General features: G+C 59.5%; 16 protein-coding genes. 7 read left to right on the forward strand and 9 right to left on the reverse strand.

Going from position 1 to position 14,504, the window contains the following annotated elements; all coding sequences use genetic code 11:
• Positions 1-81 precede the first annotated feature (81 nt).
• From BQ17_RS08295 to BQ17_RS08305, 3 genes are read right to left on the reverse strand one after another with little or no spacing between them, the layout of a single operon-like run.
• The gene (locus BQ17_RS08295; protein WP_089726055.1) at positions 82-1,014 is read right to left on the reverse strand and encodes a hydrogen peroxide-inducible genes activator; all 933 of its coding nucleotides are present in this window, start codon (positions 1,012-1,014) and stop codon (positions 82-84) included.
• Entirely contained in the window at positions 1,011-1,769 is a 759-nt protein-coding gene (gene sfsA, locus BQ17_RS08300; protein WP_218068174.1) for a DNA/RNA nuclease SfsA, read from the reverse strand. The genes BQ17_RS08295 and sfsA overlap by 4 nt, the downstream gene beginning before the upstream one ends.
• Positions 1,750-2,040 carry an acylphosphatase gene (locus BQ17_RS08305; protein WP_089726057.1) on the reverse strand — a complete coding sequence of 97 codons (291 nt, stop codon included), beginning with the start codon at positions 2,038-2,040 and terminating at the stop codon, positions 1,750-1,752. The genes sfsA and BQ17_RS08305 overlap by 20 nt, the downstream gene beginning before the upstream one ends.
• A 100-nt stretch (positions 2,041-2,140) precedes the next feature.
• On the opposite strand from BQ17_RS08305, the gene arsC reads away from it, so the two are divergent.
• From arsC to hda, 3 genes are all read left to right on the forward strand, one after another.
• Positions 2,141-2,488, forward strand: coding sequence for an arsenate reductase (glutaredoxin) (arsC, locus tag BQ17_RS08310; RefSeq protein WP_089726059.1), 348 nt, complete (start codon positions 2,141-2,143; stop codon positions 2,486-2,488).
• 322 nt (positions 2,489-2,810) lie between these two features.
• Positions 2,811-3,410: an NAD(P)H:quinone oxidoreductase gene (gene wrbA, locus BQ17_RS08315; protein ID WP_089726061.1), complete on the forward strand. Its 600-nt coding sequence runs from the start codon at positions 2,811-2,813 to the stop codon at positions 3,408-3,410.
• A gap of 12 nt (positions 3,411-3,422) precedes the next feature.
• Positions 3,423-4,118 carry a DnaA regulatory inactivator Hda gene (gene hda, locus BQ17_RS08320; protein WP_089726063.1) on the forward strand — a complete coding sequence of 232 codons (696 nt, stop codon included), beginning with the start codon at positions 3,423-3,425 and terminating at the stop codon, positions 4,116-4,118.
• Between the two features lie 13 nt (positions 4,119-4,131).
• Here the strand turns inward: hda and BQ17_RS08325 are convergent, their stop codons facing one another.
• Positions 4,132-4,695, reverse strand: coding sequence for a CDP-alcohol phosphatidyltransferase family protein (locus tag BQ17_RS08325; protein WP_089726066.1), 564 nt, complete (start codon positions 4,693-4,695; stop codon positions 4,132-4,134).
• A gap of 111 nt (positions 4,696-4,806) precedes the next feature.
• Between BQ17_RS08325 and BQ17_RS08330 the strand changes: the two genes are divergently transcribed.
• Positions 4,807-6,048, forward strand: coding sequence for an alginate O-acetyltransferase AlgX-related protein (locus BQ17_RS08330; protein WP_089726068.1), 1,242 nt, complete (start codon positions 4,807-4,809; stop codon positions 6,046-6,048).
• Positions 6,049-6,455: 407 nt separating this feature from the next.
• Here the strand turns inward: BQ17_RS08330 and BQ17_RS24635 are convergent, their stop codons facing one another.
• A complete protein-coding gene (locus BQ17_RS24635; RefSeq protein WP_089726070.1) occupies positions 6,456-6,773 on the reverse strand; it encodes an Asp-tRNA(Asn)/Glu-tRNA(Gln) amidotransferase subunit GatB in 318 nt (105 codons plus the stop codon).
• Here BQ17_RS24635 and BQ17_RS08340 point away from each other — a divergent pair.
• The gene (locus tag BQ17_RS08340) at positions 6,712-7,950 is read left to right on the forward strand and encodes an alginate O-acetyltransferase AlgX-related protein (protein WP_089726072.1); all 1,239 of its coding nucleotides are present in this window, start codon (positions 6,712-6,714) and stop codon (positions 7,948-7,950) included. The two genes, BQ17_RS24635 and BQ17_RS08340, sit on opposite strands and share 62 nt — an antisense overlap.
• A 269-nt stretch (positions 7,951-8,219) precedes the next feature.
• Here the strand turns inward: BQ17_RS08340 and gatB are convergent, their stop codons facing one another.
• A complete protein-coding gene (gene gatB, locus BQ17_RS08345) occupies positions 8,220-9,653 on the reverse strand; it encodes an Asp-tRNA(Asn)/Glu-tRNA(Gln) amidotransferase subunit GatB (RefSeq protein WP_089726075.1) in 1,434 nt (477 codons plus the stop codon).
• A 568-nt stretch (positions 9,654-10,221) separates the two neighbouring features.
• On the opposite strand from gatB, the gene BQ17_RS08350 reads away from it, so the two are divergent.
• Together BQ17_RS08350 and BQ17_RS08355 are read left to right on the forward strand one after the other, a co-directional pair.
• Positions 10,222-10,485 carry a UPF0175 family protein gene (locus tag BQ17_RS08350; protein ID WP_176722352.1) on the forward strand — a complete coding sequence of 88 codons (264 nt, stop codon included), beginning with the start codon at positions 10,222-10,224 and terminating at the stop codon, positions 10,483-10,485.
• Positions 10,486-10,601: 116 nt separating this feature from the next.
• Positions 10,602-11,372 (forward strand): beclin/Apg6 coiled-coil domain-containing protein, encoded by a 771-nt coding sequence (locus BQ17_RS08355; RefSeq protein ID WP_141699169.1) that lies wholly within the window; start codon positions 10,602-10,604, stop codon positions 11,370-11,372.
• A 41-nt stretch (positions 11,373-11,413) separates the two neighbouring features.
• Here BQ17_RS08355 and waaA read toward each other — a convergent pair whose 3' ends face one another.
• From waaA to BQ17_RS08370, 3 genes are all read right to left on the reverse strand, one after another.
• Complete coding sequence (gene waaA / locus BQ17_RS08360; RefSeq protein WP_089726081.1) at positions 11,414-12,697, reverse strand: lipid IV(A) 3-deoxy-D-manno-octulosonic acid transferase; 1,284 nt, start codon at positions 12,695-12,697, stop codon at positions 11,414-11,416.
• 650 nt (positions 12,698-13,347) lie between these two features.
• On the reverse strand, positions 13,348-14,106 hold the full coding sequence (locus BQ17_RS08365; protein WP_089726087.1) for a polysaccharide deacetylase family protein: 759 nt from the start codon (positions 14,104-14,106) through the stop codon (positions 13,348-13,350).
• Positions 14,107-14,293: 187 nt separating this feature from the next.
• Positions 14,294-14,504, reverse strand: a 211-nt coding sequence (locus tag BQ17_RS08370; protein ID WP_141699170.1) for a winged helix-turn-helix transcriptional regulator, incomplete at its 5' end; no start/stop codon positions are given.

Here is a 14,504-nt window from a genome sequence, read left to right on the forward strand (position 1 = left end):
TTGAAAAATGAAGCGAAGTGGAAACTGCGTTTTCACTTCGCGGCTTGAAAAATCGCCGGGAAGCAATTTTTCAAGGTTCCCTTAAGCCGAGTCCGGATACGAGACACCGGGAAGGTCCGCCCCGCGGATGGCGCGCGCGAGCACATCGACCGCCTCCAGGCGCGAAAACGATTTGCGCCAGGCCAGGGCCACCCGGCGGTGCGGGGCCTTTCCGGCAAAGGGCAGGCCACGTACCAAAGGCTCCACGAACCGGTCCTCCGCGACGGCGCTACAGGGCAGCACCGTTATCCCAACCCCGCTGGCCACCATGCAGCGGATGGTCTCCAGGGAGCCTCCTTCGAGCCCACGTTGCAGGCTGTTGCCGCCCGCGGTGGATCTGATGCAGTTCGGGCAGACCTCGAGTACCTGGTCCCGGAAGCAATGCCCCGGTCCGAGCAGCAGCACATCCTCGTTGCCGAGCTGATCGACATCTACCGACGCTTGTCCGGACCAGGGATGACTGCCCGGCAATAGCACGATGAAGGATTCGTCGTAAATGGGCCTCGTCAGTACCCCCGGCTCATTGAAGGGCAGCGAGATAACGATGACATCCAGATCCCCGCGCTTGAGGCGTTCGCTCAACACGGACGTGAAGTTCTCCTCGATCATCAGAGGCATTTCCGGTGCCTGTTCCGATATCCGGGGAATCAACCGGGGCAGCAAATAGGGACCAATGGTATAGATGGCACCCAGACGCAAGATACCGGCAAGCGGATTCTTTCCATGTCGGGCCAAGTGCTTGATTCCATCCGCTTCCTCCAATACCCGTTGGGCCTGCTCGACGATCTGCTGACCGACGGTGGTGACGGTCACCTCCCCCGTACCACGCTCGAATAGACTCACCCCGAGCTCGTCCTCCAGCTTTTTGACCGCCACACTCAAGGTCGGCTGGCTGACAAAGCAGGCCTCCGCGGCACGTCCGAAATGGCGCTCTCTCGCCACCGCCACGATGTAACGAAGCTCACTGAGTGTCATTGCAGATTCGGCATTGTAAGATCCACCGGCAACCCCTCGCCGACCTCCAGGTGGGTTTCCGTGTGCCTGATGCGCACGGCGAGCACTTCGACGCCAGCCTCCGCCGCTGCGGTTAAACGCTCGGTGTAAGCGGGATCGATCGACCAGGCCGGGGCAAAGCACTGACCCTCGGGCCGATTGACGGCGTACAGCATAACACCGCGGTTGCCCAGTTCCACCGCCGCCTGCAGTAGACTCAAGTGTTTGCGCCCACGTTCGCTGACGGCATCCGGAAACCGCAGCCAGTTGCCGTCGAGTAGGGTCACGTTCTTGATCTCTATCAAGACATCCGGCGCCGGTCCCTTGGTGAGGACGATATCCAAACGCCCTTTAGAGTATCCGGTGGGGGCAAATTTCACTTCGCGTCTGAGCTTCCGATATCCGGCAAGGGTCGGAATCCGTCCCCCCATTATGCCTTCTGCCATCACCGCGTTGGCGCGACCGGTGTGTATACCCACCCAACCGGCACCCATATCCACCCGTTCCAATGTCCAAGCCAACTTGCGGCGGGGATCGTCGCTGCAACTCAGCTGCACCGCTGCACCGGGGGACCAACAGCTAGACATACGCCCAGTGTTGGGCACGTGAGCGGTTACGAGCGAACCGTCGGCAAGCTCCACATCGGCCAGAAACCGCTTGTAACGACGCAGAATGCGTCCGTCGATCAGGGTCGGTAACAGCAGCTTGAGATCCCGGCTAATGGATATCGAATCCACTCAGGTGCGGGAAGGCACCCGGCTCGCAGGCGACACCCGTGACTTCGGCCGTGGGCGGACCGACGCGCAACCACTCGCGTAGTTGGCCCACCAAGTCCGGCTCGCCACAGACGAGGACCTCTACCCGGCCATCCGACAGGTTGCGCGCATAACCCGTCAGCCCCAGCCGTTGGGCCTGCTCGCGGGCGGCGGCGCGGAAAAAAACCCCTTGCACCCGACCCGCCACCAGACAACGAAAACATACGCGTTTGTCAGATGCCTGTTCACTCATAAACGCCGACCTCCTTCACCTTATTTGGAGTTTTCCGACCGTGGCTTACAATAGCAGTATTCAAGGGGCGATGTCCGCCCCGCCGCGATCGAGGGCTTTCATGACCATCACCATCTACCATAATCCACGCTGCAGCAAATCCCGCCGGACCTTGGAGCTGCTTCGGGACCAGGGCCTCGAGCCCCGGATCCTGGAGTACCTCAAGACCCCCCCGGATACTGCAACGCTGGAACGTCTGCTGGATATGTTGGGCCTGGAGCCTCGTGAGCTCATGCGCAAGCAGGAAAAGGCGTACCAGGAGCACGCGCTGGCGAACCCGGAGCTGTCCCGGAACGCCCTGATCGCGGCCATGGTCGCCCACCCGAAGCTGATCGAGCGCCCAATCGTCGTCACGGAGGATAAGGCCGCCCTGGGCCGTCCACCGGAGGCCGTGCTCGATATCCTGTAGGATGCGGTGAGCGCGGTAGGTCATACAGGATGGCACCACGAGGAGGCGCGAACCGCATCAAAGCAATCCTGAATGATTTGGCGTTGTCCGGAGGGAAAAGATCCCTCCTGCGTCGGGACAGGGTTTGACGTGTTGCGTTGCGACGCTCAAAGGCTCGCTGATCGTCTGCCAGGTCAGTGCCGGCGTCTTAACGCAACCTACACCCACATTACCCCCGCGCGGCCTGTGTGTCTCGCACGCAGACAGCACCCGAGCGCATCTGCGCACGTACTACCTCGGCGCCCGGCGTGCCGAATCGGTCATTCTCCACTGAGGACCAGCCATGCCCTACATACTGATTTTGTACTACAGCCGCTACGGCGCTACGGCGGAAATGGCGCATCAGATCGCCCGCGGCACGGAGGAGATACCGGGCATCGAAGCCCGACTGCGCACCGTCCCCGCCGTCTCCACCCTATGCGAGTCCACCCAGGACAAGATTCCGGACGCAGGCCCCCCCTATGCCGAGCTGGAAGACCTGCGGGGTTGTGCGGGACTTGCCCTCGGCAGCCCGACCCGCTACGGCAATATGGCCGCGCCCATGAAGTACTTCCTCGATGGCACCAGCTCCTTGTGGATGGCGGGAACCCTGATCGGGAAGCCGGCCGGGGTATTCACCTCCACCGCCAGCCTCCACGGCGGGCAGGAGACGACCCTGCTGTCCATGATGCTGCCCCTGCTGCACCACGGAATGCTGTTAGTCGGGCTGCCTTACAGCGAAACCGATCTGCTGCGGACCAGCAGCGGCGGGACCCCCTACGGCCCCTCCCACCTAGCCGGCAGTGAGAGCAATCTGCCCCTGACCGACGCGGAAAGACACCTGTGCCAGGCATTGGGCAAACGCCTCGCCCGCACCGCCTTGGCCTTGGATGGGGTCGGTTGATCCGGATCCCGGATGCACCAGATTCCCCTCCCCGTCCAGCTGAGGCCGGAAGCGGATTTCGCCGCTTTCGTGTCCGGTCCCAACGCCGAGGCCGTCGCCGCGGTCACGGCCTGGGCCGCGAGGAGCGGAGACAACTTCTTGTATCTGTTCGGCACCGCCGGCAGCGGCAAGACTCACCTGTTACAAGCCGCCTGCCGGCAGGTAACGCAGGGCGATCGCTCGGCCATCTATGTGCCCCTGGAGCATGGGGAGTTGGCCCCATCCATACTCGACAACCTGGAGCTTTGGGATCTGGTCGCCCTGGACGACATCCAGGCCATCGCCGGGGATGCGACTTGGGAACAGGGCCTGTTCGACCTCTACAACCGCCTACGCGAATCCGGCCGATGCCTGTTGGTGAGCGCCTACACTCCTGTCTCAGAATTGCCCCTGACCCTTCCTGATCTGCGCTCGCGTCTGGGCTGGGGGCCAGGCTACCGGCTGCTCCCCTTGCCCGAGGACGATTGCGAGCACTTACTTAAGGAGTCGGCCAAGCGCCGGGGCCTTGAGCTCGGCCCGGACGCGGTCGCCTACATCATGCGTCGCTGTCCACGGGAACCGAGCTACCTAATGGGACTTCTGGAGGAGATCGACCGCGAGAGCCTGCGCAGGAAATGCCGCCCGACGCGGTGGCTGATACGACAGATCATCGGGGCCCGCAAGTCGTAATCCCGCTGCCCCGTCAATTCTCTTTCCAGCCCTTCTGCGCTGCCTTACGCGACCAGATCCAGACATACTGGCTACCACTGACGACCACGGTGGTAAGACAGATCCAGATCAGCGTCCGGATGACCCATCCCGGCAGGGGCATGGGCCCGGCGTCCGTGATCACCAGCACGATCAACAGGATCTGGAGCACCGTGTTCAGCTTGCTCATCAGCGTCGGGGCCGCCTCTACTTCCTCGACCCGGTAGTTGTAGAGCACGGCCCCCCCGACGATCAGCAGGTCCCGGAACAGCACCGCCGACACCAGCCACGCTGGGATGAGCGCCAAGGCCCCGAGCACCAGGAAACAGGCCACCAACAGGATCTTGTCCGCAAGGGGATCGAGAATGCCGCCGAGGCGACTCTGCCAACCGTAATGCTTGGCCAGGAAACCATCGAGCCCGTCCGAAAACCCCGCTGCCGCAAACAGGAGCAATGCCCAGCCGAACTCCCGCTCGAGCAGCAGGTACAGGACCGGCATTACGGCAAGCAGCCGCAACAGACTGATGATATTAGGGAGGTCTTGGTACTTTAGCCTCAAATCAGCGAACGCCTCTTGCCGGGGCCGAAGAGCAGACAGGGCACCGAACGGTGTCCCGCAACGGGTCTGACGGTTAAAATCATATCCCCCTGCCGGAGGGCTTGTCCAAAAATGAAAACCTTATTCATTAAAATTCTGATTTTTCTGGTGGTACCCGTTCTGGCGTTTGACATCATCTCATTCTGGCTCCTGCCGACCGGATATGGGTTTCAGTTCAGTCAATACCGCCGGGATCCGCAGCCGAAGGTTGCGGGTCGCTACCGTTATCCTAAGGATTACTTCGTCAAACACCCTCAACGCGGGTTCGATATCGGGACCAACAGGCAGACATACCACTGGGTAGAGGGTGTCACCTACCCCATATGGTCGAACTCCATCGGTTGCTTCGATAGGGAGTATACTCGGTACGATCCCTACGTTTACTTCGCGGGAGACAGTCTCACCTGGGGGTATACGCCGTTCGAGGAAAAATTCGGCACGCTCATCGAAAAAATGACCGGTGTCCGTATATTGAAGTGCGGGGTTACCCATACCGGTCAGCGCCACCAACACCAAAAGTTCATCGAAATCGTCCAACAAATCGGCCACCTGCCGCAAGCACTCTTTGTCTTCTATCACTGGAACGATGTTGCCAACGACCATGTTCATCCGCACTCGACGGTCATCGACGGTTGGCAGGTCAATAACATCTCTATTGATAAAGATTACCGATTGACACGGCATACGGACCAGGAATTGGCGCAGAAAATCGTCCTTAACCTGAAGCGACATGCGGAGGAAAAACCGGTCACTTGGAGGCGGCGGATTCTGAACGTCTTGATGCGCTATTCGTTAACGGTAAACCTGATAAATTCGCTAGCGAAACAGGTGGCCAAGATAGGGCAACCCGACGCCGCCCCGAGCACTACGCCTGTGCTCAGGAACATCCATACCCACCTGTGCCGGGCAAAGGTTTCGAATAGGGACATCTATGCCCTCATGTGCCTGGCTCCGAGTGAAGAAGGCTTCTGGTTTTCCGATAATCCCATAGCGCGGGAGAATAAATCCGCACTGCTCGATTTTCGCGATTTCGCCCAACGCAACGACCTACTGCTCGTCGTCGCGTTAATGCCGGTGGGACCAGGGGATGACCCCCGGGGAGGGGATGGGTTAAATACGGAGCACTATCGGGAAGTGCGTGATTTTCTGGACGATAAGGGTATCCGCTTCGTCGATCTTACCCTCCGTTTCCGCGCGAGAGGGTTGACGGCAAGCGACCTATACTGGAAAGAAGATCCCCACCTCAACCCTGCCGGAAACCGTGCGGTTGCGGAAATCCTGATCGAGGAGTTTCCGCAGCTGTTTTCAAAATAACCCATCCTTAAGCAATCCTGAATGATTTGGCGCTGTCAAGTTTGACGTGTTGCGTTCGACGCCCAACGGCTCGTTGGTCTACGGCTAGGCCAGTGCCAGCGTCTTAACGCAACCTACACCCACATTATCCCCCGCGCGGTCTCACGCGCGGACCTCGCCTTAAGTGTATAGTTGCGTTAAGCCGCACGCGCAAACGCCTGGGGGAACAACAGGGCGTAACGCAACACGATGCTAGGATCCGTTTTAACCAGACAGCTTCTAAGATTTTAAGCTGGTAGGCTGGTCCGTAAAAGCTGGGTTTCGTTCCTCAACCCAGCCGACTGCCTACCATGGCCTACGGCCCTTTTTTAGACAGGCTCTCAGCCTCATTATTGAAGCGGCAGGCAGTCTACCCTGACGGGATTCGCTCATGCCCTGAGCTTCTCTTTCAGCAGTGCATTGACCTGTTGGGGATTGGCCTTGCCCTTGGTGGCCTTCATGATCCGACCGACGGAGCAACCAAACACCTGAGGCGAATCGCCCGTGTTCCAATCATTCCGGGATGCCCATAGGGAGGCGCCCCGAGGATCCGCGTAGCGGACGCTCGGCGATCGGCAGCCGGCGACTGGAAGCCGGCAGCAACTTGTCAATTGGATGAGTATAAATGGCATTGGGAACTGTAGGATGAAAACCTTATTCATTAACATTCTGATTTTTCTGGCGCTCGTTCTGGCGTTTGACACCATCTCATTCTGGCTTCTGCCGGCCAGGTATGTATCTCAGCTCAAGGAATACCGCCGGGATTCGCGGCCGGAGGTTGCGGGTCGCAATCGCTATCCCAGGCATTACTTCGTTAAACACCCTCAACGCGGGTTCGATATCGGGACAAACAGACAGGCATACCACTGGGTAGAGGGTGTCACCTACCCCATATGGTCGAACTCCATCGGTTGCTTCGATAGGGAGCATACTCGGTACGATTCCTATGTTTACTTCGCGGGAGACAGCTTCACCTGGGGGTATACGCCGTTCGGGGAAAAATTCGGCACCCTCATCGAAAAAACGACCGGTGTTCGTATATTGAAGTGTGGGGTTACCCATACCGGCCAGCGCCACCAGTACCAAAAGTTCATCGAAATCGCCGAACAAATCGGCTACCTGCCGCAAGCACTCTTCGTCTTCTATTACTGGAACGATGTTGCTAACGACTATGCTCACCCACACTCGACGGTCATCGACGGTTGGCTGGTCAATAGCGTATCCATTGATAAAAATTACCGATTGGTACGGCACACGGACCAGGAATTGGCGCAGCAAGTCGCCCGTAGACTGAAGCGACATGCAGAGAGAAGCTCGGCCGCTCGGGGGAAGCGGATCAAGGATGTCCTGAAGCGCTATTCGTTAACGGTAAATCTGATAAAGTCGTTAAGGAAACAGGTGGCCGAGATAGGGCAACCCGATGCCGCCGCGCTCACCACGCCTGGGTTTAGGAACCGCTATGCTCTCATGTGCAAGAATCGATGGGGTTTAGGGGACATCTATGCCCTCATGTGCCTGGCTACGAGTGAAAAAGGCTCCTGGTTTTCCGATAATCCCATGGCGCAGGAGAATAAATCCGCACTGCTCGATTTTCGTGATTTCGCCGAACGCAACGACCTACCGCTCATCGTCGTGTTGATTCCAGTGGGACCACTGGATGATCCCTGGAGAGGGGACGGGTTAAATACGGAGCACTATCGGGAAGTGCGTGATTTTCTGGACGATCAGGGCATCCGCTTCGTCGATCTTACCCCCCGTTTCCACGCGAGAGGGCTGACGGCAAGCGAGATATACTGGAAAGGAAATGCCCACCTCGGCCCTGGGGGAAACCGTGCGGTTGCGGAAATCCTGATCGAGGAGTTTCCGCAGCTGTTTCCGAAATAACCCCCTCCTCGGCCTTATTGAAGCGGCAGGCAGTCTACCCTGATAAGATTCGCTCGGTGGTGGTTAAGGTTTGAATGGTGTGTTGGGCACGCCGCCGTCCGCGGCCGGTGCATTCCGCACGCAGACAGGCTGGCGGCTTTGCCCAACCTACGCGTTTTGTTCCCTCTCCCTCCGGGAGAGGGTCGGGGAGAGGGGATCCAAAAAGAAACTGGGAGTGGTTAATGAACTTCTGTACTCGACCACTTAAAAATTTACCGCTACCGATTCGCTCATGCCCTGAGCTTCTCTTTCAGCAGCGCATTGACCTGTTGGGGATTGGCCTTGCCCTTGGTGGCCTGCATGACCTGGCCGACGAAGAAACCGAACACCTTCTCCTTGCCGCCGCGGTACTGCTCCACCTGCGCCGGGTTGGTTGCCAGGATGTCTTCGATCACCGCCTCGATGGCCCCGGCGTCGGTGATCTGCTTAAGGCCACGAGCCGCAATGACCGCGTCCGCATCGCCCTCGCCGTTCCAGATGGCCTCGAACACCTGTTTGGCGAGCTTACCGGAGATCGTCCGGTCTTGAATGCGTTTGATCAGCCCCGCCAGCATTGGGGCACTGACCGGGCTTGCGCCGATCTCCAGGCCGGCCTTGTTCAGGGCCGCGGCCAGCTCACCGTTGACCCAATTGGCCGCCAGCTTGGGATCACCCGTGTCCTGGGCGACGCGCTCATAGTAATCCCCCAGTTCCCGGCTCAAGGTGAGCAGGTCGGCGTCGTAATCGGATAGGCCGTACTGGTCCCGGAACCGCCGGCGCCTGGCGTCCGGGAGCTCCGGCATCACCTGCGTCGCCCGCTCGATGAAATCGGCATCGATGACCAGGGGCAGTAGGTCCGGGTCCGGGAAATAGCGGTAATCGTTCGCCTCCTCCTTGGTGCGCATGGAGCGGGTCTCGCCCTGATCCGCATCATAGAGCCGGGTCTCCTGCACCACCTGGCCACCGCCTTCGATGACATCGATCTGGCGCTCGACCTCGAAGCGGATGGCCCGCTCCAGAAAGCGGAAGGAGTTGATGTTCTTGATCTCGGTACGGGTGCCCAATTTCGCCTCGCCCTGGGGGCGTACCGAGACATTGGCGTCCACCCGAAAGGAGCCCTCCTGCATATTGCCGTCGCTGACGCCGATCCAGCGCACGATCCGGTGGATCTTCCGGGCATAGGCCACCGCCTCTTCCGGTGAGCGCATATCCGGCTCGGAGACGATCTCCAACAGGGGGGTACCGGCCCGATTCAGGTCGATGCCGGTCAGGCCGTGGAAGTCCTCATGCAGCGACTTGCCGGCGTCCTCTTCCAGATGGGCACGGGTGACACCGATCTCCTTGATCGCACCATCGTCCAGTAGGATCCGTACCCGCCCCTTACCGACCACCGGCAGCTCGTACTGGCTGATCTGATAGCCCTTGGGCAGGTCCGGGTAGAAATAATTCTTGCGTGCGAAAATGGAGCGCTCCGCGATCTCAGCCTCGATGGCCTTGCCGAAGCGCACCGCCAGAGTCACGGCCTCTTCATTGAGCACCGGCAGCACGCCGGGCAATCCCAGGTCCACCGCACAGGCCCGGGTGTTCGGCACGGCACCGAAATCAGTCGGCGCGCCGGAAAAGATTTTCGACTTGGTCGCGAGCTGGGTGTGAATCTCCAGCCCGATGACAGTTTCCCATTGCATCGTCTGAGCCTATCTTGAAGATTTCAGGAGCTGATAGCAATCCTGAATGATTCGGCGTTGTCGGAGGATTCGACGTGTTGCATTCGACGCACCAAGGCGCGCTAATCGTCCGCCGGGTCGGTGCCGACGTCTTACGTCTTAACGCAATCGACACCCACATCACCCCCCGCGCGGCCTGTCCGTGCGGACCTCGGGTGTAGGTTGCGTTAGCCGCGCCAGAAAACGTCCGGGGGAGTACGTTCTTGAACGCGGCGTAACGCAACACGACGCCTCTCAACTACCGACAACATTAAGCGGGTAGTATCCTATCCCCACGGAAAATTCGTCCGCAACTGCGGTAGCTTGCCGGACGACCGCATATTCCTTAGCCTTATTGTCCATACGCCCAACCAGCCGAGGTAGCTTTTCCGCTCATGGACACCGGCATCGGCAGTGCCCGTTTCAACATGGTCCGGTAACGGACCCGACCCTGTGATTGCCGTGACAGGCTCTCTACCGGACGCTGCGACGCTGGCGAGACTTGACATGTAATAATAACTCAACAGATGGAGAGTGTCCGATGTCGGTTATGAATATAGAACTTCCTGATATGATCGTTGAATCATATCGGCAGGAAAACGAAAGTCTTCAGGAGGGAATCAGGTGCGGACTTGTGATCTGGGAATACTTAAATGGACGTCTATCTCTGCGGGAGTGCGGAGAACTGCTGCACATCGGCTATAGAGGGTTTATCGAACTTCTCTGGAGCAAAGGAATTCCGGTTGACGGCTTGAACGCGGAGGAGTTTGACCAGCAGCTCGCCGCCCTTCGGGCGGTATCCGACCAGGCATGAAAGTTGTTTCAGATGCCAGTCCGCTGAGACGAAACCAATTTTATCCTCCGAACTATTGAACGTTATACAGATGAAGATACCCATTAATCGCTTGTTAGCCACGTGAAGGTAAACCGATGAACCCGCCAATTGCCGTCAGGATTTTACTCCCCCTTAAGAGGTCGGTGACAGTTACATTCTTAGCTATGCTCATAGTTGCTGCGGTTCGTGGATCTAGTGAAGTGGCCGGACTTATTACCGGAGCTATTACAGTAGGTGGGGTTCCAGCGTGGATGCTTCTATTGCCCACTCGTAAGATCACCAGGATTCAATCACGTTTTGGTAGTGGGTACGCAACTATTGGACTTCTGCATCTTGCTTCGCTGATTCTTATCTCAATCGCGATCCTGCCAGGTGGGGAAATTGCCACTGGAGTTGAGCTCTTTGCGATTTTGACGTGGCTGCTTCTTCTCGTTCTGCAGTTCGTACTGTTCCTCATCGCTTGGCCTACGGCGATTATCCGACGCAACGAATCAACGGAGGAAGCCGATGGTGGCTTTGATGTCTCACAGCCACTCTTAGCGATCAACGAGAGCTTCGAGAACTTTCATCAGGTTGTCAGCCGCGAACGAAAGGTACTCGACGTTGCGATTTCTTCAGTAAAGGAGAAACTTGATCAGCAGCAACTTCAACTTAAGGCGACCACGGAAGCACTGCAACACCAGAAAGAGGAAGCAGAGCATTACCGAAAGCTTGCTGATCTATCTAAAGAGCAACAGGACTTGTTCCTACAAATGTTTCGGAGGCAGAAGAGAACAGACTATGTGGTTGGACTTATCCTCGGCTTCGTTGCATCTTTGGTTGCTGGAGCAGTTTTCCTTTTTGTCGACAAAGTGTTAATCGGTTAACAGGGCCTTTCAACCGAGGATGACATGGCCGAAGGTTGGTGTTAACCGTTTGTTCCAGAGTCGTCTTCGTAGATCCCATCAATCAGATCCAGCAGCCGCTGCAAGGCGCCCTGGTTCGCTCGCACCACCCGTCGCCCTTGCTCGCCGACGTGTGCCCTGGTCGTTGCATCTCCCAGCCATTCCCCCATACATTGCGCCAGCGTATGGGCGTCCGTCACCCGGATCGCCGCCCCCTCCCGCACCATCAGCTCGGTAATCCGGGCGAAGTTGAAGGTGTGGGGCCCCACAGCGACGGGCACCCCTGCCGCCGCCGCCTCCAACAGATTATGGCCGCCGGTGGGCACCAGGCTGCCCCCGATGAAGGCCGCGTCTCCCGCGGCGAGAAAGGCCGGCAGCTCCCCCATGGTGTCGCCGAGGAATACTGAGACCTGCTCGCCGCAGGGATCGTCGGCGGATCGGCGCGCGAGTGCGAAGCCCCGGCGCTCGACTAATGCCGCGATCCGCTCGAAGCGCTCGGGATGGCGTGGTACCAGGACCAATAAGACTCCTGATAGCCGGTCCAGGATCTTTCGATGGGCGCGGAGGACCTGCTCCTCCTCGCCCTCATGGGTACTTGCGGCCACCCAGACCGGACGCCGAATCCCCCAGCGGCGGCGCAGTACCTCCGCCTGGTCGAGCAAACTGCCGGACCGGCGGACATCGAATTTGATGTTACCCATCACCCGTACCCGTTCGGCAGGTGCCCCCAGGGCCTGGAAGCGGGTCGCATCGGCGGGGCTCTGGGCACCGATCGCCGCGAACCGCCGCAGGGTCTCGCCGGTGAAGCCGCCGAGTCGGGCATACCTCTGAGCGGAATGGGCGGACAGTCGGGCATTGGCCAGCACCACCGGAATGCCGCGGCGCTCACAGGCACTCAGCATGTTGGGCCAGATTTCGGTTTCCATGACGACCACGAGCCGGGGGCCGATCGCATCGAGGAAACGGCTCATGATCGGCGCCAAGTCAAAGGGCGTATAGACATGGCGAACGGCACTCTCGAACAGACTGCGCAGGCGTTCCGAGCCGGTGGGTGTGGTGGTGGTGACCATGACGCCGGCGTTCGGATAACGCGCGAGGAAGTGCTTGATGAGCGGTTCGGCTGCCTGAACCTCCCCTACGGAAACGGCATGGATCCAGATGTGGGCCCGCAGCGGGCGTTGGCCGTAGAGACCAAACCGCTCGCCCCAGCGTTTGCGGTACGCCGGTGCGTGACGGCTACGCCAGGCGAGACGCAGCAGCAGAAAGGGCAGGGCGAGATAGAGGAGTAGGCTGTAGAGCCGCGCCACGGCGGGGACAAGATCGGCATCGGGTAAAAAAGAGTCGTAAGTTTACCACAGGGATTCGTCCACCAGACGTCGGCGCCTCTCCATTAGCAATCCTGAATGATTTGGCGCTGTCTGGGGGACCGGACCTGTTGCGTTGCGACGCTCAAAGGGCTGCTGATCTCCTGCGGCGCCGATGCCGGCGTCTTAACACAACCTACCCATGGGGCGCCCGCCGTGCTCCTGGCCCGCGCGGACCTCACTTTGAGCAATAAAGTCCTGTGTGCTTGCCCAGTCGGGTAGGCTGGACAAAGGCGCGCACTGCCGAGCCGGCGCTCGAACCAACGGCCTCTGGCACGCCGTGCCCAATATCCATGTTTGTCATTCCCGGCCGTGGATCGATGAACACGCAACGCTTGGAACATCCGACAAGCCGTTGCGGCACGGAAACCGCCGCGGCATGACCGAACCCATGAGTCCGCGTAGGGCGCATAAGCTTGCGCCATCCGCCGTATGCCAGTCACCTCCGTCGGGTGGCGGCCAGGCTCCCTCCTGCGTCGGGATGGGGCTTGGCCTGACCCGACCGACGGGCTACCACCCGCCGCCGTCTGGCGGGTGACGGCGCGCCTACCGCCGCAGCAATCGCGGCGCTTGGCGCACGCGCCTGACCCGCCCTACGGGCTCGCCCGGCGCCATTCCAGCAGCTGAGGCTTGGGCTTGTTCTTGACGACAAGCTTCCAGAAATAGCCGATCAGGCTGTCACCGAAGGAGATGGCCTTGCGCGGGAGTACCAAGGGGTGATCGCCGGGTAACGCGGGACCTCGTAGGCAGGTAGTGGCGCTGAGATAGCCGCTCGCAGCGGCGGCGCGTACCGTGTCCGGGGCGAAGCTTCCGTATGGATAGCACAGATGCTTGACCTCCTCACCGAGCAGGTCTTCCAAACACGCCTTGCTGTCGATCAGTTCTCGGTGTTGGCGCTCGGGGGTTGCCTCAGCGAGCTTGAGGTGACTTACCGTATGGGAGCCGACGGTTATGCCCGAAGCCTGGATTGCCCTTAGCTGGGCGGCGCTCATCAGCTCGGGAACCGGCCGCCCCGAGTCCTGGGCGAACCACTGCGCCTGCCCCCCCACCCGGCCGCTGACGGCATAGACCGTGGCCGGAAAGCCGTGGTGCCGGAGCACCGGCAGGGCGTGGCTTACGAAATTTGCGTAGCCGTCATCGAAGGTAAGCGCCACGGCCCGAGGCGGGATCGACCGTTCGCCGCGCACGCACGCCAGTACTTGGTCCAGGTCCAATACCCGGTAGCCGAAACCCTTCAGGAAGGCCATCTGACCGGCGAATCGGCGGTGGTCACAATAGTTCGCCCGGTGCTCCCGCATGGGCGCGAACTTGCCCACCTGGTGGTACATGAGGATAGAGATCCGGTTGGCCATAAGGATTTGACCGAGGGGTCTCTCCATAAGAACAGAGAATATCGTACGCTAAGCCTCAACCGCCGCTTACGGAAACTTCCTCACAGGCCCCCAACAGGCCCAGAGCGCGCCCTCCCCGATGGACGGACTTGTCCTACAAAAGGCAAAAGCCCGGACGGAACTTGCCTGTGGACCTGCGGAGTCGGTTCTATTTTTCCTCTTTCTGTGCAAGCACTTCCCAATGCCCTTTGCGCGTCGGACCTACATGGCGAATGCGGCCGCTCTCCGTAAGCTTTGTCAGATGGTATTTGATGCCGTTAGCAGTGACACCGATACGTGCTGCCAGAGCCTTGCGTGTCAGGGTGGGTTCTTGCCGCAACAAGGCCAGGATCCGTTCTTGGGTAGTTTCTTGGGTAGTT

Origin of the sequence: Candidatus Thiosymbion oneisti, from assembly GCF_900092655.1 — a bacterium.
Taxonomy (GTDB): domain Bacteria; phylum Pseudomonadota; class Gammaproteobacteria; order Chromatiales; family Chromatiaceae; genus Thiosymbion; species Thiosymbion oneisti.

Coding starts and splice junctions, on each gene's coding strand:
- BQ17_RS08355 (WP_141699169.1), top strand. CDS start 10,602: ATGAACCCGCCAATTGCCGTCAGGATTTTACTCCCCCTTAAGAGGTCG.
- BQ17_RS24635 (WP_089726070.1), bottom strand. CDS start 6,773: ATGGTGTCAAACGCCAGAACGAGCGCCAGAAAAATCAGAATGTTAATG.
- gatB (WP_089726075.1), bottom strand. CDS start 9,653: ATGCAATGGGAAACTGTCATCGGGCTGGAGATTCACACCCAGCTCGCG.
- hda (WP_089726063.1), top strand. CDS start 3,423: ATGCACCAGATTCCCCTCCCCGTCCAGCTGAGGCCGGAAGCGGATTTC.
- wrbA (WP_089726061.1), top strand. CDS start 2,811: ATGCCCTACATACTGATTTTGTACTACAGCCGCTACGGCGCTACGGCG.
- BQ17_RS08295 (WP_089726055.1), bottom strand. CDS start 1,014: ATGACACTCAGTGAGCTTCGTTACATCGTGGCGGTGGCGAGAGAGCGC.
- BQ17_RS08365 (WP_089726087.1), bottom strand. CDS start 14,106: ATGGCCAACCGGATCTCTATCCTCATGTACCACCAGGTGGGCAAGTTC.
- arsC (WP_089726059.1), top strand. CDS start 2,141: ATGACCATCACCATCTACCATAATCCACGCTGCAGCAAATCCCGCCGG.
- BQ17_RS08340 (WP_089726072.1), top strand. CDS start 6,712: ATGAAAACCTTATTCATTAACATTCTGATTTTTCTGGCGCTCGTTCTG.
- BQ17_RS08330 (WP_089726068.1), top strand. CDS start 4,807: ATGAAAACCTTATTCATTAAAATTCTGATTTTTCTGGTGGTACCCGTT.
- BQ17_RS08305 (WP_089726057.1), bottom strand. CDS start 2,040: ATGAGTGAACAGGCATCTGACAAACGCGTATGTTTTCGTTGTCTGGTG.
- BQ17_RS08350 (WP_176722352.1), top strand. CDS start 10,222: ATGAATATAGAACTTCCTGATATGATCGTTGAATCATATCGGCAGGAA.